This window comes from Methylobacterium sp. P5_C11, assembly GCF_054049775.1.
This window is the reverse complement of sequence record NZ_JBFULS010000001.1, coordinates 353,214-374,567: the sequence shown is the minus strand read 5'-3', so window position 1 is coordinate 374,567 and position 21,354 is coordinate 353,214. Positions and strand designations below refer to the sequence as shown.

Annotated in this window: 22 protein-coding genes, 1 tRNA gene and 3 pseudogenes; 14 read left to right on the top strand and 12 right to left on the bottom strand. The window is 67.1% G+C overall.

Annotated features, from left to right (window positions below):
- Together ACXJKQ_RS01855 and ACXJKQ_RS01850 are read right to left on the bottom strand one after the other, a co-directional pair.
- Positions 1 to 168 (bottom strand): annotated as a pseudogene (locus tag ACXJKQ_RS01855) (IS256 family transposase); the annotation flags it as partial.
- 275 nt (positions 169 to 443) lie between these two features.
- Entirely contained in the window at positions 444 to 917 is a 474-nt protein-coding gene (locus ACXJKQ_RS01850; protein ID WP_457104050.1) for a hypothetical protein, read from the bottom strand.
- A 640-nt stretch (positions 918 to 1,557) separates the two neighbouring features.
- Between ACXJKQ_RS01850 and ACXJKQ_RS01845 the strand changes: the two genes are divergently transcribed.
- From ACXJKQ_RS01845 to ACXJKQ_RS01835, 3 genes are all read left to right on the top strand, one after another.
- Positions 1,558 to 2,523 carry an IS481 family transposase gene (locus tag ACXJKQ_RS01845; protein WP_457104049.1) on the top strand — a complete coding sequence of 322 codons (966 nt, stop codon included), beginning with the start codon at positions 1,558 to 1,560 and terminating at the stop codon, positions 2,521 to 2,523.
- Positions 2,524 to 3,232: 709 nt separating this feature from the next.
- Positions 3,233 to 4,087: a class I SAM-dependent methyltransferase gene (locus ACXJKQ_RS01840; protein WP_457104048.1), complete on the top strand. Its 855-nt coding sequence runs from the start codon at positions 3,233 to 3,235 to the stop codon at positions 4,085 to 4,087.
- Positions 4,088 to 4,198: 111 nt separating this feature from the next.
- Positions 4,199 to 4,450, top strand: coding sequence for a hypothetical protein (locus tag ACXJKQ_RS01835; protein ID WP_457104047.1), 252 nt, complete (start codon positions 4,199 to 4,201; stop codon positions 4,448 to 4,450).
- Here the strand turns inward: ACXJKQ_RS01835 and ACXJKQ_RS01830 are convergent.
- The 3 genes and pseudogenes from ACXJKQ_RS01830 to ACXJKQ_RS01820 form a co-directional block, all read right to left on the bottom strand.
- Complete coding sequence (locus ACXJKQ_RS01830) at positions 4,405 to 5,070, bottom strand: hypothetical protein (RefSeq protein WP_457104046.1); 666 nt, start codon at positions 5,068 to 5,070, stop codon at positions 4,405 to 4,407. The genes ACXJKQ_RS01835 and ACXJKQ_RS01830 overlap by 46 nt on opposite strands.
- A 179-nt stretch (positions 5,071 to 5,249) precedes the next feature.
- A pseudogene (locus ACXJKQ_RS01825) lies at positions 5,250 to 5,514 on the bottom strand (IS630 family transposase); the annotation flags it as partial.
- A 474-nt stretch (positions 5,515 to 5,988) separates the two neighbouring features.
- Positions 5,989 to 6,234 carry a hypothetical protein gene (locus ACXJKQ_RS01820; RefSeq protein WP_457104045.1) on the bottom strand — a complete coding sequence of 82 codons (246 nt, stop codon included), beginning with the start codon at positions 6,232 to 6,234 and terminating at the stop codon, positions 5,989 to 5,991.
- A 104-nt stretch (positions 6,235 to 6,338) separates the two neighbouring features.
- Here ACXJKQ_RS01820 and ACXJKQ_RS01815 point away from each other — a divergent pair.
- Positions 6,339 to 7,560: pseudogene (locus ACXJKQ_RS01815) on the top strand (IS256 family transposase).
- 414 nt (positions 7,561 to 7,974) lie between these two features.
- Here the strand turns inward: ACXJKQ_RS01815 and ACXJKQ_RS01810 are convergent.
- The 4 genes from ACXJKQ_RS01810 to ACXJKQ_RS01795 form a co-directional block, all read right to left on the bottom strand.
- The gene (locus ACXJKQ_RS01810; RefSeq protein ID WP_457104044.1) at positions 7,975 to 8,229 is read right to left on the bottom strand and encodes a hypothetical protein; all 255 of its coding nucleotides are present in this window, start codon (positions 8,227 to 8,229) and stop codon (positions 7,975 to 7,977) included.
- A gap of 360 nt (positions 8,230 to 8,589) precedes the next feature.
- Positions 8,590 to 8,665: transfer RNA gene (locus tag ACXJKQ_RS01805), tRNA-Thr, on the bottom strand.
- Positions 8,666 to 8,775: 110 nt separating this feature from the next.
- Positions 8,776 to 9,921 (bottom strand): 3-dehydroquinate synthase, encoded by a 1,146-nt coding sequence (gene aroB, locus ACXJKQ_RS01800; protein WP_457104043.1) that lies wholly within the window; start codon positions 9,919 to 9,921, stop codon positions 8,776 to 8,778.
- A 19-nt stretch (positions 9,922 to 9,940) separates the two neighbouring features.
- On the bottom strand, positions 9,941 to 10,564 hold the full coding sequence (locus ACXJKQ_RS01795; protein ID WP_457104042.1) for a shikimate kinase: 624 nt from the start codon (positions 10,562 to 10,564) through the stop codon (positions 9,941 to 9,943).
- Between the two features lie 243 nt (positions 10,565 to 10,807).
- Here ACXJKQ_RS01795 and ACXJKQ_RS01790 point away from each other — a divergent pair, with 243 nt between their 5' ends.
- From ACXJKQ_RS01790 to ACXJKQ_RS01780, 3 genes are all read left to right on the top strand, one after another.
- Positions 10,808 to 10,960, top strand: coding sequence for a histidine kinase (locus tag ACXJKQ_RS01790; protein WP_457104041.1), 153 nt, complete (start codon positions 10,808 to 10,810; stop codon positions 10,958 to 10,960).
- Positions 10,957 to 11,898 (top strand): site-specific tyrosine recombinase XerD, encoded by a 942-nt coding sequence (locus tag ACXJKQ_RS01785; protein ID WP_457104040.1) that lies wholly within the window; start codon positions 10,957 to 10,959, stop codon positions 11,896 to 11,898. Before ACXJKQ_RS01790 ends, ACXJKQ_RS01785 begins: the two co-directional genes overlap by 4 nt.
- A gap of 129 nt (positions 11,899 to 12,027) precedes the next feature.
- The gene (locus ACXJKQ_RS01780) at positions 12,028 to 12,546 is read left to right on the top strand and encodes a MarR family winged helix-turn-helix transcriptional regulator (RefSeq protein WP_457104039.1); all 519 of its coding nucleotides are present in this window, start codon (positions 12,028 to 12,030) and stop codon (positions 12,544 to 12,546) included.
- Positions 12,547 to 12,615: 69 nt separating this feature from the next.
- Here the strand turns inward: ACXJKQ_RS01780 and ACXJKQ_RS01775 are convergent, their stop codons facing one another.
- Positions 12,616 to 12,981: a c-type cytochrome gene (locus ACXJKQ_RS01775; RefSeq protein ID WP_158169194.1), complete on the bottom strand. Its 366-nt coding sequence runs from the start codon at positions 12,979 to 12,981 to the stop codon at positions 12,616 to 12,618.
- 245 nt (positions 12,982 to 13,226) lie between these two features.
- Positions 13,227 to 14,243, bottom strand: coding sequence for an NAD-dependent epimerase (locus tag ACXJKQ_RS01770; RefSeq protein ID WP_457104038.1), 1,017 nt, complete (start codon positions 14,241 to 14,243; stop codon positions 13,227 to 13,229).
- A 155-nt stretch (positions 14,244 to 14,398) separates the two neighbouring features.
- Between ACXJKQ_RS01770 and ACXJKQ_RS01765 the strand changes: the two genes are divergently transcribed.
- From ACXJKQ_RS01765 to xseA, 7 genes are all read left to right on the top strand, one after another.
- Entirely contained in the window at positions 14,399 to 14,638 is a 240-nt protein-coding gene (locus tag ACXJKQ_RS01765; protein WP_457104037.1) for a hypothetical protein, read from the top strand.
- Positions 14,639 to 14,769: 131 nt separating this feature from the next.
- Positions 14,770 to 15,033 carry a hypothetical protein gene (locus ACXJKQ_RS01760; RefSeq protein ID WP_457104036.1) on the top strand — a complete coding sequence of 88 codons (264 nt, stop codon included), beginning with the start codon at positions 14,770 to 14,772 and terminating at the stop codon, positions 15,031 to 15,033.
- A 102-nt stretch (positions 15,034 to 15,135) separates the two neighbouring features.
- A complete protein-coding gene (locus ACXJKQ_RS01755; RefSeq protein ID WP_457104035.1) occupies positions 15,136 to 15,393 on the top strand; it encodes a DUF6894 family protein in 258 nt (85 codons plus the stop codon).
- A 67-nt stretch (positions 15,394 to 15,460) separates the two neighbouring features.
- Positions 15,461 to 15,667 carry a ribosome modulation factor gene (locus tag ACXJKQ_RS01750; RefSeq protein WP_457104034.1) on the top strand — a complete coding sequence of 69 codons (207 nt, stop codon included), beginning with the start codon at positions 15,461 to 15,463 and terminating at the stop codon, positions 15,665 to 15,667.
- Positions 15,667 to 16,983 carry an MFS transporter gene (locus ACXJKQ_RS01745; RefSeq protein ID WP_457104033.1) on the top strand — a complete coding sequence of 439 codons (1,317 nt, stop codon included), beginning with the start codon at positions 15,667 to 15,669 and terminating at the stop codon, positions 16,981 to 16,983. The genes ACXJKQ_RS01750 and ACXJKQ_RS01745 overlap by 1 nt, the downstream gene beginning before the upstream one ends.
- Before the next feature lie 155 nt (positions 16,984 to 17,138).
- Positions 17,139 to 18,611 carry an MDR family MFS transporter gene (locus tag ACXJKQ_RS01740; RefSeq protein ID WP_457104032.1) on the top strand — a complete coding sequence of 491 codons (1,473 nt, stop codon included), beginning with the start codon at positions 17,139 to 17,141 and terminating at the stop codon, positions 18,609 to 18,611.
- Positions 18,612 to 18,735: 124 nt separating this feature from the next.
- On the top strand, positions 18,736 to 20,415 hold the full coding sequence (gene xseA / locus ACXJKQ_RS01735; protein WP_457104031.1) for an exodeoxyribonuclease VII large subunit: 1,680 nt from the start codon (positions 18,736 to 18,738) through the stop codon (positions 20,413 to 20,415).
- 178 nt (positions 20,416 to 20,593) lie between these two features.
- On the opposite strand, the gene ACXJKQ_RS01730 is transcribed toward xseA, so the two are convergent.
- Entirely contained in the window at positions 20,594 to 21,349 is a 756-nt protein-coding gene (locus ACXJKQ_RS01730; protein ID WP_457104030.1) for a GNAT family N-acetyltransferase, read from the bottom strand.
- Positions 21,350 to 21,354: the final 5 nt, after the last annotated feature.

Genomic DNA, 21,354 nt, shown 5'->3' with positions numbered 1-21,354 from the left:
CTCGCCCGCCAGATGGTGGTCCATCTCGGCGTTGAGCGCCCGCTCGGCCAGGGCCTTCTTCAGCTCATCCAGCAGGCCGTCGGCCTCGAACGCCGTCTTCGGATCGGCCTCGGCCAGGAGCTGATCCGGGAGCGCGTCAGGGATACGGGGTGCCTTGCGTCGTGCCATCGGGAACCTCCTTCGGATCCACTATGGCCGCCCCCACACGAAATTCCTGACAGTCCCGATGATCCTGACAGTCCCTCCTGACAGCGTTCGCGCTCCGCACGATCCGCTTCGGCGCGATCGTTCCGGATAGCACCTTCCGGGTCAATTGGCAGGTCGCGAAGCTGCCGGCACCGTATGACGCGATGGAGAATGCCAACGTGCTCTCGGTGATCGGCGTCGCCGGCATCGCGCCGTCGGCGCGGCGGATCTTCGGCAAGTAGCTGCTCAGCTCGAGGCTAGCCGCCATGTCCCACGAGAAGCCCCGCCGCGTCCGTCGGCCGTTGGTCCCGCGCAAGGTGCACGACCTCATCGCTGAAGGCGTCGCCGAGCGCGTGCCACCACCCGTCCCGCCCGGCCTCGGTGAAGACCTTCTCTGCCGCGCTCGAACCTCGAGAAATCCCCTTGCCATGTCTGCCGGTTACGAGGAGGGCGCCGACGCTAACTCCGAAACGCGCGCCCTGATCGCCCTCGCCCGCATCGAGGAGCAGCAGAACTCGCTCGTGGATGCGAAAAAGTCGGCTCAGACTGCGGCCGAAGCCCGGCACACTAATATCATGCAGGGGATCGATGATCTCCGTCCCGCGCTCCGAAATCGAAAAAGACAACGAAGCGCTGCAAGAGCGGATCGACGGCGTCGAGAAGCGCTTGGACACGATGGACAAACGGATCAAATGCGAGCTCGTCAGTGCCAGCGACGCGTTCGGCACCATGGTCCTAACTATAAGGCCGCCTGCTGCACTGATCGGCAGTATCAACATCGTGCATACGTCTTGGGCGCCCTGACTTTGGCCGCCGATCCCCCCGAGCCCGGATCTGGGAAGGCCCGCCCGGTCCGCCGGCGCGGCCCTTTTTTTGCTTCCCGTTGAAACGCTCAGCTATTTCGCGCGCAAAGCTCGACGCGGCAAATCTCTAATCCGTCATTAGATCTCTGAACGATAAAAGTTTTATCAGAAACTGATTTGAGCAGAGGATTAAAATCATAACGAAAATCGTGGTCGCCATTGCCAATATTATCGCGCAACAAGTCTGGTCGAAAGTCCTTCGCTGTCGCTCGCCCATTTAACCGCCCCTTGACCAGAATGATTAAGGTCGCCGAAGTCATACTCGACGTGCCATTCAACGCCACCCCCGGATGAAGGTGTGGTCGACCTCATCAATGAAGTCTTGAAGCGAGATCGGTTCATGAATTGTTGGAGGATGCAGCATCTTGAGGGGATCTATCGATGCGTTCGGTCTCGGCGCCAGCGGATTCAGCTCTTTACCAAAGCCGCTTCTACTTTCTGCAAACCCTAGGTGTTTGATCCCGCGGTGTGGTGGTACGGTTGATCACCATGCGGCGAGGGATGCGCTATGGGCCAAATTCTCCACGGCAGCGCCCGCACGACGGAGGCGGTCCGTCGCGCAATACAGCTACATCAAGAAAGCGTGAGAGTTGCGGCCAAGCGCTACGGCGTCAGCCCGACGACGATCCAGAAGTGGCGAGCTCGGCAGACGACAGGCGATGCCGCCATGGGGCCGAAGCAGCCCCGTTCGACGGTTCTGACCCCAAAGGAGGAGGCCATCATCGTCGCCTTCCGCCGGCATACCCTGTTGCCGCTGGACGACTGCCTCTACGGCCTGCAGCCCACGATCCCGCACCTGACCCGCTCGTCGCTGCACCGTTGCCTTGAGCGGCACGGTATCAGCCGCCTGCCCGAGATGGAAGGCGACAAGCCCAAGAAGAAGCGCTTCGCCGATTACCCCATCGGCTACGTGCACATCGATATCGCCGAGGTCAGGACAGAACAGGGCAAGCTCTACCTGTTTGTGGCCATCGACCGAACCTCGAAGCTGGCTTTCGTCAAGCTGGAAGCTGAAGCGAACCGCTACACAGCATCGGACTTCCTTCGCGCGCTGGTCGTGTTCGTGCCGTACAAGATCCACACCGTGCTGACCGACAATGGGGTGCAGTTCTGCCATGCCCCGCGCAACCGCTCAGGCCCGACAGCTCTCTACAGCCGGCACATGTTCGATCGCGTCTGCCACGAGCACGGCATCGAGCATCGCCTGACCAAACCCAACCATCCCTGGACCAACGGTCAGGTCGAGCGGATGAACCGCACCATCAAGGACGCCACGGTCAAGCGCTACCACTACGAGACCCACGCACAGCTCCGGGCGCACCTGCAGCTGTTCGTCGACGCCTACAACCATGCCCGTCGGCTGAAGACCCTGCGTGGCCTCACGCCCTACGAGCATGTCCTCCAGATCTGGACCAAAGAGCCCGAAYGCTTCAGGCTCGATCCGTCACACAACATCCCGGGACCATACACCTAAATTAAGGAAATGCAGAAGCGGGTTCTGATCAGCCAACGCAACATCTTGATTGGCAGCAAGATAGCCCGCCGTGCTGAATCAGTCACTCTGATCTCGTCCCACTTTCCTTCCGATATTAACACAATGTTTTTGCATATCTGCCCCAGAATTGCGCATGTCTGGATATCAATATTGATAATATATCGGATCGAAGCCCGGCAATATGTCTCTCCAGGCACTACGCCTTTGATTGAAGGGGTGGAGTGCGGCTGGATTCATGGTCGAACCGCACAAAATAAGGCTCACAAGCGATCCAGTGTCGCGCCCTGTTTCGCAGGCCAAATCTGAACGGATGATCTACGCCGAATTTCTGGTCGGGTAGTTTCAGATCTAAGATCGTCGAGCCGCGCCGGCCAGAACAACGTCTGAGTTGTCGAACCAAAAAATTCATATACCAAAATTTTTATGACATTTTCTCAAATCGAAAGATCCGTCATGAACTCACTTTAAAGCGGTAATATGCAAAATTTCCCGCTTTTGACCGTCGGCGCGGCAAAAATGAATCAAGCTATACGCAGATTATCTTCGCATAAAGGAAAATATACCCTGATCTGGGTGGCTTGAAAAAAGTACGAATTCACACATTTTCTATTCCAATATTTGCTCATCGCACTTCGGATGTGCTAATTGCCGCGCAACTCGATTTGCTGGCGGATAGGCTCTATCGATAATGAGTGGAACGGGCGAAAAGATCACGCATCCGACGATCGAAATGTTCGCTGGCGCCCACGCTATGGTGCCCTATTACACTAATGGAAGGGTGCTCATGCCGGGATATCAAAATCCCGGTCTGGCTGTGCCTCTAGACGGCGACTACGTCGTAAAAACTGAGTTGAATCGCTCGCCATATGTTTGGCTACGTGAGCGCATGGCGCGTAAAATCCGGCAGTTCGCGACATTTGCCGACGACATGAAGCAATTCGCCGACTTCTCCGACGTGCAGGATCGCGACGTTGATAGCCGGACCCCGTACCTGCCGAATGGCTACTTCAGTTACGGCGACGCGTTGGCCCTCACGACCATCCTTGCCACTCGAAAGCCTGCCCGATATATCGAGATCGGCAGCGGGAATAGTACAAAATTTGCCCGCCGCGCCATCAGCAAGTACGGGCTTAATACTAAGATTGAGTGCATCGATCCGAATCCGCGTTCTAGCGTCCGCCAAATCGCTGACAAGTGGGTTTCAGATGGCCTTCTCGATGTTGACCCGTTATACTTCCAGTCTCTGGAAGACGGTGATGTTCTGATGCTTGACGGCAGCCACCTCCTGTTTCACGGTAGCGATACGACGCATTTCTTTCTTAGGATTTATCCGCTTCTCAAGTCCGGCGTGATCGTGCACGTGCACGACATACATCTGCCGTATGAGTACCCTGAAGTTTGCGATAGATTATTTTGGAACGAACAATACATCCTTGCTATGATGTTTTATTATAAGCCTGTATCCGACATCATCGCCCCCATCAAGTACATGCATCGAGAGGGCATGTGCGAGGAAGGCGCCAGCTTCTGGTTCGAGGTTTAGAGGGATCGGAGACTGAAACCGCTCGCCGTCGTCTTCTGACGCGGCCAGATCGAACGCCTATGCGGACACGCCTCGCGGTGCCGATATCTCCTGTCGGCGAAGGGGGCGGCAATGCGGGCGAACGCGCTGGCCTTCATCGATTATCACGGTGCCGAGGCGCACCGGCTGGGCTGGACCGCGCCGCAGTTCTTCGGCGTCCATCCCGAGCACGGCTTCCTGCGCGTCGAGCACGCCGGCGCCCTGATGGTCAACGACCGGCCGGTGGTCACCGTCGAGTCCGACCAAATCGTGTTCGACCGCTTCTCCGGTTGTGTGCGTCAGTTCCTTCGCATTGCAGGCAGCACGGCCCGCCCGATGTCCTGACCGTCTGCGCTGCGACGAACCACGATTGTCTGTTGGATGTCGGTGCTGAGGGGCGGAAAGAATGTGTAAGTAAATCCRTGATGTGCGTTTCCGATACTTGCCTCGCGCAGATCAGGACGAAATTTTCCCGCTATCACTGTATTGACAGGGGATTGATTGACAATGATGGTGATGATGGTCGGGGAATTAGGTGACGCTGGATTGAATGCCCAACCACGGATGCGAGCATGGTTGGCCTCATCAATGAAGCCCTGAAGAGCAATTGTAACTTCAGGATTCGATGAGGCCGGCGCCCAATGGTGCGGACTCGGCTCCAGTGCAGGCACGGAAGTGCTTCCGGCCGTGAAACCGGTTCGGCCCTCGGCAAGGCCGTTCTCCAGGAAATGAAGCAGGGGATTTTGGTCTGAGGCTGCGACATCTGGATTTGCCGCGAGATAGCCCGACGTACTGAAACCTGCGCTCGGATCACGTCCCTCCCTCCATCCGTGAGCAAGAAAGTGCTGAAGCGGGTTCAAGCCAGCCTCACGTACATCGGGATTACGATTCAGATAATAAGTCGGATCGAACCCCGGAAGCGCATTGCCGAATAACGGACCATGCCGGCGGGACAGGATTGGCATTCGGAGTTTCATAGGCAATCCAAGGATGTCAGGGCTGTGCTCGGTCTACCATTGTGAGCGCCGCTGCAAGCCCGGGAAATCCATGCCGGGTGCATCAATCGTTCTTCGAAGCGTGGCGGCACCGCAGCTCTTATCTCAATCCAAGGCGGTACGGGCGCCACGTTCCGGCTTCCGCCACAGCGTTCAACGGTCGAGCACAACACCGCGAGATCAAACATCCTGGACAAGCGTAGGCCCGCCACGAAGGTCGTGGTCTTCCAGTGGCCATGCGGCACTGGCGAGCGCAGCCGCTCGCCGCGCGGTGAACGCCCGCGGGTGCGGGCCATGTTGGTCGAGATTCAGGTCTCGTCGAGGGATACGAGGCGGGGTTGGATCGAGATCGGACAGACCCTCAAACCACGCCTCGCGCCCCGCCCTCTCGTCCGGTCCCTTCTGCTCGGCGGCGCGCAGATGATCGCTGCTCGTCCCCTGCGCCTCGCCGCCTTCTTCGGCTTCGGCGCACTCTTCCGTTTCGGCAGGCGTCCGGCCGTGTCACAGACGGCCGCAGCAGCGCGACTACCGGCATCGACTGGCGCACGCTCAGCGCAATCTGGAGAAGAATGCCCAGGTGTCGGCCGCCCAGTTCGCGCCAGGAGCATGACCGATGTTCTTAAAGGCGCATTCGACCAAATCTTGCCTGCATCCCTGGTAGGCAACGCAATTCGGCCCGTCCGGTTTGGGCGCCTTGGCTGGACAGGCATTAAGGGTCTGAAATAGCCGGCTCGTGGCAGCGAAAATCGGTGCCGGGTAGAGCGGGTCACTCGTCTCCTGATGGGTGAACTGGATGGCTGCCTTCGAAGTGACGGGGCATGAACCGTTGAAATAGATTGCAGAATTGGTGGGGTCCTTGAACTCGTCGCTGCAGGCCGCCGCAATGCCTCAGATCACATTGCCTCTGCAGCACGCCAGCGCTGCAGCGTAATCGCAGCCCCACGATAAGCCGGCGACGAAGACGCGTCTCTCATCGATGCGATATCGGGATTTGATCGACCGGATAATGCTGTCGAAGAACGCCATGTCGTAGCCGTGGCAGCTGTCATTCCATCCTCGCTCGAAGGACGCAAGGTTGCGGGTCTCGGGATAAGCGAAGGAAGCGGCCTGAGCGGCGCCGGGGACGTCCTCCAAGCCGTAGGGGACGTCATTCCTCGCATGCCCGCCCCCGCCATGGAACGGGGACTGTCAGGAATTTCGTGTGGGGGCGGCCATAGTGGATCCGAAGGAGGTTCCCGATGGCACGACGCAAGGCACCCCGTATCCCTGACGCGCTCCCGGATCAGCTCCTGGCCGAGGCCGATCCGAAGACGGCGTTCGAGGCCGACGGCCTGCTGGATGAGCTGAAGAAGGCCCTGGCCGAGCGGGCGCTCAACGCCGAGATGGACCACCATCTGGCGGGCGAGGAGGCCGGCAACATGTGCAACGGCTACGGTCGCAAGACGGTCACGACCGAGACAGGCCGGATCGAGCGGGCGATCCCGCGCGACCGGCAGGCGACGTTCGATCCGTAGCTGATCGCCCGCTATCAGCGCCGCTTCCCGGGTTTCGACGACAAGATCATGTCGATGTACGCCCGCGGCATGAGCACCCGGGAGATCGTCGGGCACCTGCGCGAGCTCTACGGCATCGAGGTCTCCCCCGACCGGATCAGCGCGGTGACCGACGCGGTCCTGGAGGAGGTCGCCGCTTGGCAGGCCCGGCCGCTGGAGCCGGTCTATCCGATCGTGTTCTTCGACGCTCTGCGGATCAAGGTGCGTGACGAGGGCGTCGTCCGCAACAAGGCGGTCCACATCGCGCTGGGCGTGCGCGCCGACGGCTCCAAGGAGGTCCTCGGCTTGTGGCTGGAGCAGAACGAGGGCGCCACGTTCTGGTTGCGGGTCATGAACGAGCTCAGGAACCGCGGCGTCGAGGACGTGCTGCTGGCCGTAGTCGACGGCTTGAAGGGCTTCCCCGACGCGATCCGGGCGGTGTTTCTCGAGGCGCTGGTCCAGACCTGCATCGTCCACGGCCTCGCGCCACAGCCTCGACTTCGTCTCCTACAAGGACCGCAAGCTCGTGGCCGCCGCGCTGAAGGACATCTACCGCGCGCTCGATGCCGCGGCTTTCGAGGCGGCCTTGACGGCCTTCGAGGCGGGCGCGTGGGGTCAGCGCTACCCGGCCATCGCCCAGAGCTGGCGGCGAGCCTGGGGCGAGGTGATCCCGTTCTACGCCTTCCCCGGCGAGGTTCGTCGGATCCTGTACACGACGAACGCCATCGAGGCCCTGAACGCCACCCTGCGCCGGGCCGTGCGCGCCCGCGGTCACTTCCCGACCGACGAGGCCGACCTGAAGCTGCTCTACCTGGTCTTGAACCGCTCCGAGAAGGCGTGGACGATGGCCTCGCCTGAGGTGGTCATGGCCAAGGCGCAGTTCGCCGTCATCTTCGGCGAGCGCTTCACAAGGGCCATGGCGGCCTGATGTTCAACACGCCGCCCCCACACGAAATTCCTGACACTCCCCATTCATCAAGCCGCGGCGCAGGGCAAGCGCCAGCAGGTCGCCTGGTGTCATCCACTCCCCGCCGTCCACCTGCCAGTGCTCGTAATCATCGTCGGGCACGACGGTGTGGCCCAAGCCCCCAAAATGCCTCGACCGCCTCAGTCACCGGGTCGAACTCGACCAGCACGGCTAAGCCCACGCTGCCGCTAGCAGGCATCCGCGAGCGGTCTCCAGCCGCTTCTCGTCCGATCGCTCAGGCATGTCAGCTGCGATCTGTTCGACGATCTCCCGCGTGGCCGCCTCGTCCAGGCCGAACCTGCGCCCGAATCCGTCCAGGCGCCGCATCATATGCTGGAACCATTGCGCGCTCGTGCGACGTCTTGGAGGGGGCGCTCACGGATCGTCCTGCCACCGCCGCGCCGCTTCGGCCATCTCGGCATCCTCGCGCGCGGCCATAGTCTCAAGCACCTTGGCCAAAGCCTTGGCCGCTTCGCCATGCTGCTGAGCGCCAGTTCCGACGGTCCGGCAAAAGCGGGCAGCATGCCTCAACCCCTCGGCATGTGCCGTGTCGAGCGCGATCAGCACCACATTGTGCGCACTGTCCCGCTCGGCGTCGTTACCCTTGAGGCGCGGAAGCAGGAAGGCCACGAGGCGGACCTTCCGCCTGCCCCGGCTTCTGGCGTGTCCTCGCTCATGTCTTCACCGCGTGCACCAGCAGGATCGCAGTCCGGACCATGGTCCGCTTCCAGGCGCGCTCGTGGGACTTCAGTGCCTCGGCCAAATGCAGGGCGGTGCGCGTTATCCCTGCGACGTCGAACCTGCGATCGCTCGATAACGGGTTAGGCTCAGTCCCCAAATGTACGCGTATCGCATCGACTGCGGCGTCGATCTACTGATCGGCCCACCCGGCGGCCTTGCGCAGCGCGGAGACGGTAGGGTTATTCGCCATGCTGCTCACTATGTGCTTGCCGTGCCCATATTCCGGTAAGCAAGCACAGAGGTAATTAGTGGTGCCGCAAGAGGGATTCGAACCCCCGACCCCCTCATTACGAATGAGGTGCTCTACCAGCTGAGCTATTGCGGCCCGGACCCCGGAGGCGTCCTGCCCGGTGCGCGACAAGCGGCGCCGGACGTGGCAGGCTCATAGCGGCCCAGCCGGCGTTAGGCAAGGCCGCAGCCGGCCCCCGGACCCTGTCAGAGAGGCCGGTCCGACGCCAATTCATCCCGCAGGAAAGCCGCGACTTCCGCACGGTCCACGCCCGGGGCAATGAAGCTCTGACCGATCCCGCGGGCGAGGATGAAGGTCAGCGCCCCGTCGCGCACCTTCTTGTCCTGCGCCATCGCGTCGAGGATTGCCTCGGCATCTCCGCACCCACCGGGAACCGCCTGCAGACGGGTCGGCAGACCGGCGAGGGCCAGGTGGTTGGCGACCCGGCCCGCATCCTGGCCGGCGCAGAGGCCGAGCCGGGCTGAGAACCGGAAGGCGAGCGCCGTGCCGATCGCCACACCCTCCCCGTGGACCAGTCGCGCCGCGTCGTAGCCGGTCAGTCGCTCCAGGGCGTGGCCGAACGTATGGCCGAGGTTGAGCAGCGCCCGCTCCCCGTCCTCCCGCTCGTCCCGGGTGACCACGGCCGCCTTTGCCCGGCAGCAGGAGGCGACCGCCTCCTCGCGCTCCGGGCCACCGGCGAAGATCCCGCGCCAGTGCGCCTCGCACCAATCGAAGAACGCGGGATCGGCGATCAGCCCGTACTTGGCGACCTCGGCGTAGCCGGCCCGCATCTCGCGCTCGGACAGGGTGTCGAGGGCGGCCGTATCCGCGAGGACGAGGCGCGGCTGGTGGAAGGCGCCGATCAGGTTCTTGCCCAGCGGGGCGTTGATTCCGGTCTTGCCGCCCACCGAGGAATCGACCTGTGCCAGAAGGCTGGTCGGAACCTGCACGAAGCGCACGCCCCGCCGCAGGGTCGCGGCCGCGAAGCCGGCGAGATCGCCCACCACGCCGCCGCCCAGGGCCACGACGAGGTCGCCGCGCTCGACCTTGAGGGCCAGCAGGCCGTCGCAGACCTCCGCGTAGCCCGCGTAGGATTTCGAGGCTTCGCCCGGCGCCACCTTCACCACGCCGGTCCGGAGGCCGGCGCGCTCCAGGCTCGATTGCAGGCGCTCGGCATAGAGCGCGCCGACGGTCGTGTCCGTCACGATGGCCGCACGGCGCGCCCCGAGGGCCGCGACGGCGGCGCCCGCCGTGTCGATCAGCCCGCGCCCGATCAGGATGTCGTAGGCGCGGCCGGCATCGAGCGGCACGTGGACGGTCAGTGGATCTAGACGGGGCGTCGGCTCGGTCATCGCTCGGCTCGCTGGGGTCTCACTGTGCAGCAACGGGAATCGATCCTTCGCCGCTGAGATGCGCGTCCAGCGCCTCCAGAACGTCTTGGACGACCCGGTCGTGCGAGACCTCGCGGGAGATGACCATCACGTCGGCGGCCGCGTAGACCGGGTGCCGCACGGCCATCAGGTCCCGCATCGTCGCCTCGGGGTCCTCGGTCTGGAGCAGCGGACGGTTCCCGCGCTTGCGGACGCGCCGCATCAGCACGTCCAGATCGGCCTTCAGCCAGACCGAGACCGCCGATTCCGCGATGCGCGCCCGGGTTGCCTCGCGCAGATAGGCGCCTCCGCCGGTCGCCAGGACGAGCGGTCCGGCCCGGAGTAGCCGCGAGATCACTCGTTCCTCGCCATCCCGAAAGCTCGACTCGCCGTAGATGGCGAAGATGTCGGGGATCGTCAGGCCCGCCGCCGCCTCGATCTCGATGTCGGCATCCTTGAAGATCAGCCCGAGGCGGCTCGCCAGACGCCGGCCGACGGTGCTCTTGCCTGCCCCCATGAGGCCGACGAGAACGATCGAGCGCGGGCCGAGCGCGCGGCGCAGACGCGCCTCGATCGGTTCCCCGGCCTCCTCCCCGCTCATGGCCTCCTGCATCGACTCCTGCATCGCATCCGTGTGGCGTCCCCGCCTCCTCATCCGCTGCCGTGCGCCCGTCGCCCGGCAGCTCCGCATCCTGCGGCAGGCTCTTAGCGCGATTCAAGCGGGCTGCGAAACGCATCGCTGTGTCGTTGTGGGCCTTGTCAGCGCCGCGTTCGCGTGGTCGAACCCGGGCACCCGCGGCGGCTCGAAGAAGGCCTTCGCCCGCCCTCATTCCCGCCGCCTGCGCCGTCTGCCCGAGGTTCGACCGACGTGCCGACCCTGTTCCGTTTCTTTGCCACCCTCGCGATCCTGGCGGGTCTCGTGTTCGCGGCGATGTTCGCGCTGGCGAACTTCGTCCAGCCGACGCCGCGGGAGATGACTGTCACGATCCCGGCCTCGAAGCTCCAGCCGGGCAGTCGTTGAGCGCGTCCGAGGACCGCGGCGCCGTCCCGGCGCCCCGTCCCGAGGTGGCCGACTATCTCGACATGCTGGCCGCCGAGCGCGGCGCCGGCCTCAACACGCTGACCGCCTACAGGCGCGACCTCGACGACTATCTCGGCTATCTCGCCCGGTCCGGGATCGAACTCCAGGACGTGGACGCCGGCATCCTTCGGGCTTTCCTGATCGATCTCGAAACGCGCGGGCTCAAGGCATCCTCGGCGGCGCGGCGCCTGTCCTGTGTGCGCGGTTTCCACAAGTTCCTCTACGCCGAAGGCGGCGCCGAGACCGATCCCAGCGTCGCGGTCTCCGGTCCCCGCCGCGGGCGGAGCCTGCCGAAAGTGCTGTCCGTCGCGGAGGTCGACCGGCTGCTGGGGGCCGCGCAGGCGGCGGCCTCCGCCGACCAAACACCGGGGCCGGCCCGTCGGGCACGCCGGATGGTGTGCCTGCTCGAGCTGCTCTATGCGACGGGTCTGCGTGTCTCCGAGCTGGTTGCCCTGCCGCGTGCCGCCGGCGCGACCCGCGAACGCTACCTCATCGTCAAGGGCAAGGGCGGCCGCGAGCGGCTCGTCCCCCTGACCGAGGCGGCCCGCGCTGCCATGACGGCCCATCTCGCGGCAGTCCCGGAGGAGTCACCCTGGCTGTTTCCGGCCGACAGCGACAGCGGCCATCTCACGCGGCAGGCCTTCGCCCGCGACCTCAAGACCCTGGCCTCGGCGGCGGAGTTGCATCCGGACCGCGTGAGCCCCCACGTCCTCCGCCACGCCTTCGCCAGCCATCTTCTTCAGAACGGCGCCGATCTGCGCATCGTTCAGGAGCTCCTCGGCCACGCCGACATCTCCACGACGCAGATCTACACCCATGTTCTGGACGAGCGCCTCAAGGCGATGGTCCGCGATCTGCATCCGCTCATGGATCGCTGAGCGTTCCCGCACAGCTGGTGTGGCCAACCGTGGTTGAACGCCCCAATTGTATACGCTCAGCGAACTGCCTAAGAGTGACCTCACGCCGTACCGGTACGCGAGCCTGTCTTTACCAGAGAGAGTTTTCCTATGCCAGGCCCCACTGCTTCGCAGAGCGGCGCCGAGCCGAGTCGGGCGGCGCACGCGCGTGCCGACGAGCCGTCGCAGAGGGAGCGGCAGCGCCTCGACAACCAGCTCTGCTTCGCGGTCTACGCCGCCGCGCACGCCTTTGGCCGCGCCTACCGCAACCTGCTTGGCCGCCACGAACTGACGTATCCGCAATACCTGGTCCTGCTGGTGCTCTGGGAGCAGGATGGCCTGTCGGTCAAGGAGATCGGGAACCGTCTGTTCCTGGACTCCGGGACGCTGACGCCGCTTCTGAAGCGGCTCGAAGCCTCGGGTCGGGTGCGGCGCGCCCGCGATCGCGTCGACGAACGCCAGGTCAGCATCTTCCTGACCCCGGCCGGCGCGGCGTTGCGTGACCAGCTGGCCTGCATCCCCGATGATGCGGGCGGCTTGACCGGTCTCGACATCGAGGGTCGCAAGAACCTGCTGCACGATCTCGTGACGCTCAGGCTCGGCCTGCAGACCGGGATGCTCCCGGACTAGGACCCGCCCGGACAGATCCGGAAGCGGCCGGTCGGCCACCTCCGGATCCGGCTCGCGCGGATCAGCCGCTCAGGACTGGGTCTTGAGGTAGGCGATCACGTCGTTGATCTTCTTGTCGTCAGGGTAGCCCTGGAAGATCATCTTGGTGCCCGGCACCTTCGCCTTCGGGTTTTTCAACCACTCGTGCAGGTTGGCCTCGTCCCAGGTGATCCCGGAGTTCTTCAGCGCGGCCGAGTAGCTGTAGCCCTCGTAGGTGCCAGCCTTGCGGCCGACCACGCCCTTCAGGTCGGGACCGACGCCGTTCTTCTGAAAATTGTGACACGCCTTGCAGGGGGCGAACGCCTTCTCGCCGGCGGCCGCGTCTCCGGCCTCCTGGGCCTGCGCCGAGAGCGGGATCAGGACTGCAAGGACGGCGCCGAGAACGAGTGAACGCATGGATTTCCTCCTGTTGGCCGCCGCCGCGGCAGCGTTGCGGGCAGAGCTTGCCTGCCTGGAACAGCTCTAAATGAATCTGCCCGCCGCGTGCAACGGCCTAGTCTGGTAAAGCCGTCGTCGGCGTGCAGATCCGTGGCTGCGCCAGGTTGCCGCCTCCCTCAACACCGAGCGCCCGGATTGGCTCCCTGCACGGTCGCCCGTCCTGCCCGGCGCTTCGTTCCTTCGGCGCGATCGCTGCGCAAATCTCAGACCCCGTGGTAGCTGCGGTACCACGCGACGAAGCGGTCGATCCCCGTGCGCAACGGCGTCGAGGGCCGGAAGCCGACGGCGCGCACGAGATCGTCGATGTCGGCGCAGGTTGCCGGCACGTCACCCGGCTGCATCGGCAGAAGGATCTTCTCCGCCCTGCGCCCCAGGGCCGCCTCGAGGAGCGCGATCATGTCGAGGAGCGCCACCGGCTCGGTGTTGCCGATATTGTAGATCCGATAGGGGGCCGCACTGGTCCCCGGATCCGGGGCGCCGCCGCTCCAGGCGGGATCGGGCGTGGCCGGCCGCCCTGCCAGCGCCTGGATCCCCGCGACGATGTCGTCGATGTAGGTGAAGTCCCGGAGCATCCGCCCTTCGTTGAACACGCGGATCGGCTCGCCCGCCAGGATGGCCCGGGTGAACAGGGACAGGGCCATGTCGGGACGGCCCCACGGGCCGTAGACGGTGAAGAAGCGCAGCCCCGTGGTCGGCAGCCCGTAAAGATGGCTGTAGCTGTGCGCCATCAGCTCGTTCGCCTTCTTGGTCGCGGCGTAGAGGCTGAGCGGATGGTCGACGTTCTGATGGACCGAGAACGGCATCGCCGTGACGCCGCCGTAGACGGAACTCGATGACGCGTAGAGCAGGTGCTCGACGCCGCCGTGACGGCAGGCCTCCAGGATGTTGAGGAAGCCGACGAGGTTGCTCTCCGCGTAGGCGTGCGGATCGGTCAGCGAATGACGTACGCCGGCCTGCGCCGCGAGGTGGATCACCGTCCGGAAGCCGTGCCGGCGGAACAGCGCGTCGAGCCCGCCACGGTCGGCGAGATCGAGGCGGGCGAAGCTGTGCCCTTCGAAGCCCGCGAGGCGGTGCAGCCGCGCTTCCTTCAGCCGCACATCGTAATAGGCATTGACGTTGTCGAGACCGACGACCTGGCGGCCGGCTTCGAGGAGACGCAGAGCGAGCTGATTCCCGATGAAGCCGGCGACGCCGGTGATCAGGACGGGGGGCTGGGACATGCGCGCACCGATGGGCGGAGCGGCCCGCCGGCCGCAGCTGTAGCATGGGCTTGGAACGCCACAAGCCGGAGGGGGCGCTCCCGGTCCGAGCCGCGAAGAGCCGACCGGATCAGACTTGCCGCTCGAGACCCGAGCCCTGTAGGCTCGACGTCGCCGTGCAGCCCGACCGACGACCGCTTCCGGACAGCCTGACGCGCCTGCTGGCCATGCCGCAGCGGCGCCCGGCCCAGGTGCGGCCGCAGCCGTCTCGAGTGGACGGCGCCCCGCCGGAATGGGATCGGCGACCCGCGCACACGGCGCTGGAGACCGCGATCCTCCGCGGGTTCGTGGCCGGGCTTTCGGGGTTCGTCTGGCTCGTCATCCTGGTGCTGACCGTCCGACACTTCGTGCGCTGAGCGCTCGCTGGCGACGCGCTGTGGATATCGGTGGCCTGCCCATCCTTCGGCTTCGTCCACCGGTACGCGAGCCGCGTCGTCCGCTATGGACGCGTCCGATGCCGGGATCGGTTCGGCGGCGAGGGTGGACGATGTCGCTGACGGGGCGTTTCTGGTTCCGGAAATCCTGGACGGGCCGGCTCGTGCTGCTGGTCGAAGAAGAGCGGTCCCGCTGGTTCGGCCGCGGATCGGGCAAGCCGCACTGGCGCAACGCCAAGCTCCTCGACTTCGCCGAGCCCGAGCTGCGGCCGCTCCTCGCGATGGAGAAGCACCACCGCGCGGGTGGACCCTCCGGACAGGTGCGGACCCTCCGCGCCGTCCCGCCCGCCCCGGTGGCCCGATCGACCAACGGCTGAGCGGCGCGCGGCTCCGCGAACCGGTTCTGGTTCGGCGGACGGCGATCCCCACCTTGAGAGGATCGCCCCGCCCCGGGCGGCACCCCTGAACCGGTGAAGCCGATGCCGCGCTACTTTTTCCACACGCAGATCGGCGGCGATGTCGTCACCGACCCGATCGGGTTCGAACTGCGGGATCCGGACGCGGCCTGGCAGACGGCCCGCGAGACGATCCGCGCCGCCCTGCGCGGTTCCGGCGACCAGGCCCGGCTGATGACCGCGTGCCTCGTCGTCACCGACGAAAGCGGCGAGGTCGTGCTGGAATTCCCGTTCAGCGAGGCCGTCGAGCTGCCGGCCACGGAGGATCCGACGCTTCACTGAGAGCGGCGACGCGCGCGCTCCGCGCCCTACATCGCGGCGCAGACCCCTGACCCGGAGCCGCGCCTGCATGGATACGCCACCCAACGATCTCGACGCTCGCGCGCTGGGCCGGGCCGCGCCCGGCAAGGGCCTCGCCCGAGAGGCCTGCCCGTACGCGGAGGGTACCGAGGCGCGGACGTTGTGGCTCGCCGGCTACGATGCGGCGCTGTCCGACGGCGTCGCGCCCGTGACCGGCGGCCTCGCCAAGCACCCGATCGACGGGTCGGCGCGCTGATGGATGCCCGGACCGCACCGCATCCCGGCGCGCAGCATCCGACCCTCGACCGCAAGTCGGTCGGGGCGGTGGTCCTCGGCAACGCCCTCGAATTCTACGATTTCACGGTCTACGCGTTCTTCGCCAAGCCGATCGGCGAGGCCTTCTTCCCGGCCAACGACCCGACCCACAGCCTCCTTGCGTCCCTGGCCTTGTTCGGCATCGGCTACGTCATGCGGCCCATCGGCGGCGTGCTGATCGGCGCCTTCGCGGACCGCGCAGGGCGCAAGCCCGCGATGCTGATCACCATCGCGCTGATGGCCCTGGGCATGCTGATGCTGGCCGCCTGCCCGTCCTACGCCACGATCGGTGGATGGGCGCAGGTGATCGTCATCGCCGGGCGCCTCGTCCAGGGGCTCGCCCTCGGTGGCGAGGTCGGCCCGTCGACCGCCTTCCTTCTGGAGGCCGCGCCCCCGGACCGGCGCGGCTTCGTGACGAGCTGGCAGATCGCCAGCCAGGGCTGCGCCGCCCTGTTCGCCGGCATCATCGCGACCATCCTGGCGCTGGTCGTCGGCGATCAGGCGATGGCGCGGTGGGGCTGGCGGCTGATGTTCGCCCTCGGCCTCTGCGTCGTACCGGTCGGACTCGTCATCCGCAGCCACCTGCCGGAGACGGCCGGGGCCGCGGAGGATCCGGACGCGGCAGCCTCGACCCTGGCGGTGGTGGGACGGTTGCTGCGCGAGCACGGCCGCCTCCTCGGCCTGACCTTCCTGGTCATCGCCGCTTCGACCGTGTCGAACGCGGTCGGCACCAACATGCCGGTCTTCGCCGGCGCGACGCTCGGCCTCAGCGAGACGGCCGCCACGGCGGTGCCGATCGCCCTCGGGCTCGCCTCCGTGATCTTCCCGCTGCTCGGCGGCTGGCTGGCCGATCGGGTCGGGCGGCGCCCGGTGATGATCTGGCCGCGGGCGCTGATCCTGATCCTCGCGGTCCCGGCCTTCGCCTGGGTCGTGCAGGCGCCGAGCGCCGCCAGCGTCTACGCGGTCACCTTCCTGCTCTCGGCCCTGTCCTCGATCAATGCCGCCGCGGTGATCGTCGGGATCCCGGAGGCGCTGCCGCGGGCGGTGCGCAGCGCCGGCCTGTCGATCGTGTACGCGGTCTCGGTCTCGGTGTTCGGCGGCAGCACCAACTACGTGGTGAACTGGCTGATCGCCACGACCGGCGACCGTCTCGCGCCGGCCTACTACCTGGCCGCCTTCAGCCTCGTCGGGACCATCGCGGCTTTCCTGCTGCCGGAGACCCGCGGCCGCGATCTCGACGCCGACCGCGAGGCCTGAGCCCCCGACCGCCTGCGCCCGCGGCGTCGCGCCCCTGCAGGCGCCGCGAACCCGCAAGCGGACGGATGTGCGCTCGCGCACGGCGCTCGCGCCGGAGGGGTCGGCGGCTCGTTACGCCACTAGGTCGGCCGGCGCGCCGGGCCTAGTTGGGTGGCATGCCAACGCCTCAAGAGACGCGCCGCCCGCTGGTCCTCGCCGCGGTGATGGCGGCGATGTTCATGATCGCCATTGAGGCGACGATCGTCTCGACGGCGATGCCGCAGATCGCCGGGGAGCTCGGTGACCTCCATCTCTACGCATGGGTGTTCGCGTCCTTCCTGCTGACCCAGACCGCCACCACGGTGGTGTTCGGCAAGCTCTCGGACCTCTACGGGCGCCGGCCGGTCCTGCTCTTCGGCATCGCGGTGTTCCTAGCGGGCTCCCTGCTGTGTGGGCTGGCGTGGTCGATGCCCTCGCTGATCCTGTTCCGCCTCGTGCAGGGCGTCGGCGCGGGGGCGATCCAGCCGGTGACCCTGACGGTCGTGGGCGACCTCTATTCGGCCCGCGAGCGCGGCCGGATCCAGGGCTTTCTCGCCAGCGTCTGGGGCATCTCCTCGGTGGCCGGACCGCTGGTCGGCGGCCTGATCATCGGCCATCTGAGCTGGCCGTGGATCTTCTGGATGAACCTGCCGATCGGCGTGATCGCGGCCGGCCTGTTCCTGCGCTTCCTCCACGAGGGCGTCGAGCGGCGCAGCCGCCGGATCGACGCGATCGGCGCGGCCCTGTTCACGGCGGCCATCGCCGCCCTGATGATCGCGCTGACCGAGGCGGGCGAGTCGGCCGAGGCGGCGCTGTGGCCGGCGCTGGCCTTCGTGGTGGCCGCGAGCCTGTTCGTGGTCCAGGAGCGGCGCGCCCCGGACCCGATGCTCGACATCCGCCTGTGGATGCAGCGCCCGATCGCCACGGCCAACACCGCGACGCTGCTCTCCGGCATGACGGTGATCGGGCTCACGGCCTTCCTGCCGATGTACGTCCAGGGCGTGCTCCGGCAATCGCCCCTGATCGCCGGCCTGACGCTGACCCTGATGGTGCTCGGCTGGCCGATCGGCGCCACCGCGGCGGCGCGCAGCTTCGTGCGGTTCGGCCTGCGTCCGATCCTGCTGGTGGGCGCGACGCTGCTGCCGACGGGCGCGGTCGCCTTCGTGTCCCTCGGGCCGGAGACCTCCCCCGTCTGGGCGGCCTGCGGCTCGGTGGTGATGGGGCTCGGCATGGGCTTCCTGTCCACCGCCGCCATCGTGATCATCCAGGACAGCGTCGCCTGGGCGCAACGCGGCGCGGCCACAGCGTCGAACATCTTCGCGCGCAACCTCGGCTCGACGCTCGGCGCCACGGTGCTGGGTGCCGTACTGAACTATCGGCTGGCGCATCCGTCGAGCGGTCCGGCCGTCGACTCCGACCAGCTCCGGCGCCTGCTCGACGATCCCGGCAGCCTCGGGGCCGCCGGCGACGCGATCCGCGACGGGTTGCAGCACGCGCTGCACGGGACGTTCTGGACGGTCTTCGCCGTGGCGGTGCTGACTCTGCTCTTCTCGCTGCTCGTGCCCCCGGTCGTGATCTCCGACCGGCCGCGTGAGCTGGCGGTGGAATAGGCCCTCGGCGCCTCGGAAACTTCGGGGAATGGAACGAGCGATGCTGCACGGCGCCGCCGGTCGCACCGGCCGGTCTCCGCGTCGGACCTTTGACTGTCCCGCCGGAGCCCCCTAGCGTCCCGACATGCCCCTCGTGCCGCCCCCGCGTCCCGCCGCCCCGCCCGCGGCGGACATCCCGCCGACCCGCGTGCTCACGGCCAATCAGCCCGAATGGTCGGTGGGCGAGCTTGCGGGCGCCCTGAAGCGCACCCTCGAGGATGCCTTCGGCCATGTGCGCCTGCGCGGCGAGATCTCGGGCTATCGCGGGCAGCACGGCTCGGGCCACGCCTACTTTTCCCTGAAGGACGGGCAGGCACGGATCGACGCCGTGGTCTGGAAGGGCGTGTTCGGACGCCTGCGCCAGCGTCCCCAGGAAGGACTGGAGGTCGTGGCCACCGGCCGCATCACGACCTTCGCGGGCAAATCCTCGTACCAGATCGTGGTCGAGAGCCTGGAGCCGGCCGGGCTCGGCGCCTGGATGGCCCTCTTGGAGGAGCGCAAGAAGCAGCTCGCCGCCGAGGGGCTGTTCGCCCCCGAGCACAAGCGGGCGATCCCCTACCTGCCGCGGGTCGTCGGCGTCGTCACGTCGCCCACCGGTGCGGTGATCCGCGACATCCTCCACCGGCTGGAGGACCGGTTCCCGCGTCCGGTCCTGGTCTGGCCGGTGCGGGTCCAGGGCGATGGTGCGGCCGAGGAGGTCGCGGCCGCGATCCGGGGCTTCAACGCCCTCCCGGCGGGCGGCCCGATCCCGCGTCCAGACGTGCTGATCGTCGCCCGTGGCGGCGGATCCATCGAGGATCTCTGGGCCTTCAACGAGGAATGCGTCGTCCGGGCCGCCTTCGAGAGCGCGATCCCGCTGATCTCGGCGGTCGGGCACGAGACCGACACCACGCTGATCGACTACGTGTCCGACCGACGGGCGCCGACCCCGACGGGGGCGGCCGAGATTGCGGTGCCGGTCCGCGCCGACCTGATTGCGACGGTCGCCGATCTCGCGAGCCGGGCCGTCGGTGCCGTCGGGCGCCGGATCGAGCGCGACCGTTCGGACCTGCGCGCCCTCGGCCGCGCCCTGCCCGGCGCCGACGCTCTGCTGGCGGCCAAGCGCCAGCGGCTCGACCTCGCCGAGGCGCGCCTTGCCCCTGCCCTGGCAGCGGGGGCGAGCCGCCACCGCGCCCGGCTCCAGCTCCTCCTCGACCGGATGGCCCGGCGCTCCCCCGACGTCGCCCTCGCCAACGCCCATGCGCGGCTGGCGCGGATTGACCAGCGGCCGCTCCAGGCACTGCGCAACGACGTCCAGCGCAAGGGTGAGGCCCTAATCCAGCTCGGCCGCCGCCTCGTCGTGGCCCGGGAGGCAAGCCTGGAACGGGCGCGGGCGCTGCAGGCGCGCCGTGCCGACCGGCTGCTCGCCCTCTCGGACCGGCTCGCTCAGGCGGGTGCACGCAGCGTCGAGCGGCGGCGCGATCGTCTGGACGGGCTCGCGGGCCTGCTCGGCTCGCTCAGCTATCGCGCGGTGCTGGAGCGCGGCTACGTGCTGGTGCGCGATGCCACCGGGCTGCCGGTCCGCCGCGCCGCAGATGCGGCGGCCGCCCTTCGTCTCACTCTGCAATTCGCCGACGGCACCGTGTCGGCCGTGCCCGATGGGACGTCCGATCCGTCCCTGTCGGCGAAACCCGGGCGGCGTGGTGGGGGGGCATCGGCCACGACACCCGGCAAGCGCGCCGGCAGTGCCGCGCCGGCGCGACAGCGGTCGCTGTTCGATGCCTGAGGGCGGCTCCCGTCGCGCAGCACGAGCGCGCCGCCGCCGTCGTCTCGGGCGGGGCGCGGCGAGCCGGCTGCGCTGAGCCGGTCGGCCGCGTGCCGACCCGGGTCCTTGCGCCGAGCCCGCACGAGCGGTTCGGATGGGTTCGGCCACGCGTCCCGGGAAAGCGGTCCGCCGCGACGGTTCACTGTGCCTCGAGCGCGACGCGGTAATGATAGCGGTACACTTCCCGCGCGAAGCCGAGGCTGCGGTAGAGCGCGCGCGCCGGTGCATTCGCCGCGACGACCTGCAGGCAGGCCGCACGGGCGCCCTGCCTCCGGCCCCAGCGCAGCAGCGCGCCCACGGCGCGGCGCGCATGGCCGCGGCCGCGCAACGCCTCGCGCGTCGCAACGGACTCGATCACCAGCAGGTCGCGGTCCAGCACCCCGAAAGCGATCGCGCCGATGCCGCCCTCCGCCTGCGCCGCCGCGAAGACCGTCGGCAGGACCAGGGCGGCGACCGTGTCGCGGAACACCCGGGCGGCCGCGCCGTCGGCGCGATTCACCGCGTCGCGGAGCGCCAGCCAGTCGGCACCCGGCGCCGCCGCGACCGTCACGGTGGGATCGGCCTCCGGCGACAGATCGTCGAGAACGCGAAACAGGGTGCAAGTCTCGTCCACGACGGCGAAGTCGAGGCCCTTCAGCAGGGGCTCCATCTGCGGCGCGATCGCCGGCACCCGGAAGATCGCGCGCTGCCCGAGGCGAGCGTAGAGCGCCCGCGCAGCCTCGATTGCCGGTTCGGGCGCACCGCTGCCGCGCATCGGGGTCATGGAATTCTGACGCTTTGAGGAGCCGCCCGCCGCGCGCAGCAAGTAGCCGTGGACCAGGAGCGCACGCGGACTTGGCCATGCGTTGAGGCAGGCTTCCTCGATGCGCCAAGCCTGTTCGCGATCCGACATCATGCGAT

Excerpts from the sequence above, each read along its gene's own strand:
- aroB (WP_457104043.1), bottom strand. The coding sequence starts at position 9,921 with ATGACCGAGCCGACGCCCCGTCTAGATCCACTGACCGTCCACGTGCCG.
- ACXJKQ_RS01730 (WP_457104030.1), bottom strand. The coding sequence starts at position 21,349 with ATGATGTCGGATCGCGAACAGGCTTGGCGCATCGAGGAAGCCTGCCTC.
- ACXJKQ_RS01850 (WP_457104050.1), bottom strand. The coding sequence starts at position 917 with ATGGTGCCGAACGCGTCGCTGGCACTGACGAGCTCGCATTTGATCCGT.
- ACXJKQ_RS01770 (WP_457104038.1), bottom strand. The coding sequence starts at position 14,243 with ATGTCCCAGCCCCCCGTCCTGATCACCGGCGTCGCCGGCTTCATCGGG.
- ACXJKQ_RS01750 (WP_457104034.1), top strand. The coding sequence starts at position 15,461 with ATGGATACGCCACCCAACGATCTCGACGCTCGCGCGCTGGGCCGGGCC.
- ACXJKQ_RS01745 (WP_457104033.1), top strand. The coding sequence starts at position 15,667 with ATGGATGCCCGGACCGCACCGCATCCCGGCGCGCAGCATCCGACCCTC.
- ACXJKQ_RS01780 (WP_457104039.1), top strand. The coding sequence starts at position 12,028 with ATGCCAGGCCCCACTGCTTCGCAGAGCGGCGCCGAGCCGAGTCGGGCG.
- ACXJKQ_RS01795 (WP_457104042.1), bottom strand. The coding sequence starts at position 10,564 with ATGCAGGAGTCGATGCAGGAGGCCATGAGCGGGGAGGAGGCCGGGGAA.
- ACXJKQ_RS01775 (WP_158169194.1), bottom strand. The coding sequence starts at position 12,981 with ATGCGTTCACTCGTTCTCGGCGCCGTCCTTGCAGTCCTGATCCCGCTC.
- ACXJKQ_RS01740 (WP_457104032.1), top strand. The coding sequence starts at position 17,139 with ATGCCAACGCCTCAAGAGACGCGCCGCCCGCTGGTCCTCGCCGCGGTG.
- xseA (WP_457104031.1), top strand. The coding sequence starts at position 18,736 with ATGCCCCTCGTGCCGCCCCCGCGTCCCGCCGCCCCGCCCGCGGCGGAC.
- ACXJKQ_RS01755 (WP_457104035.1), top strand. The coding sequence starts at position 15,136 with ATGCCGCGCTACTTTTTCCACACGCAGATCGGCGGCGATGTCGTCACC.
- ACXJKQ_RS01760 (WP_457104036.1), top strand. The coding sequence starts at position 14,770 with ATGTCGCTGACGGGGCGTTTCTGGTTCCGGAAATCCTGGACGGGCCGG.
- ACXJKQ_RS01840 (WP_457104048.1), top strand. The coding sequence starts at position 3,233 with ATGAGTGGAACGGGCGAAAAGATCACGCATCCGACGATCGAAATGTTC.
- ACXJKQ_RS01835 (WP_457104047.1), top strand. The coding sequence starts at position 4,199 with ATGCGGGCGAACGCGCTGGCCTTCATCGATTATCACGGTGCCGAGGCG.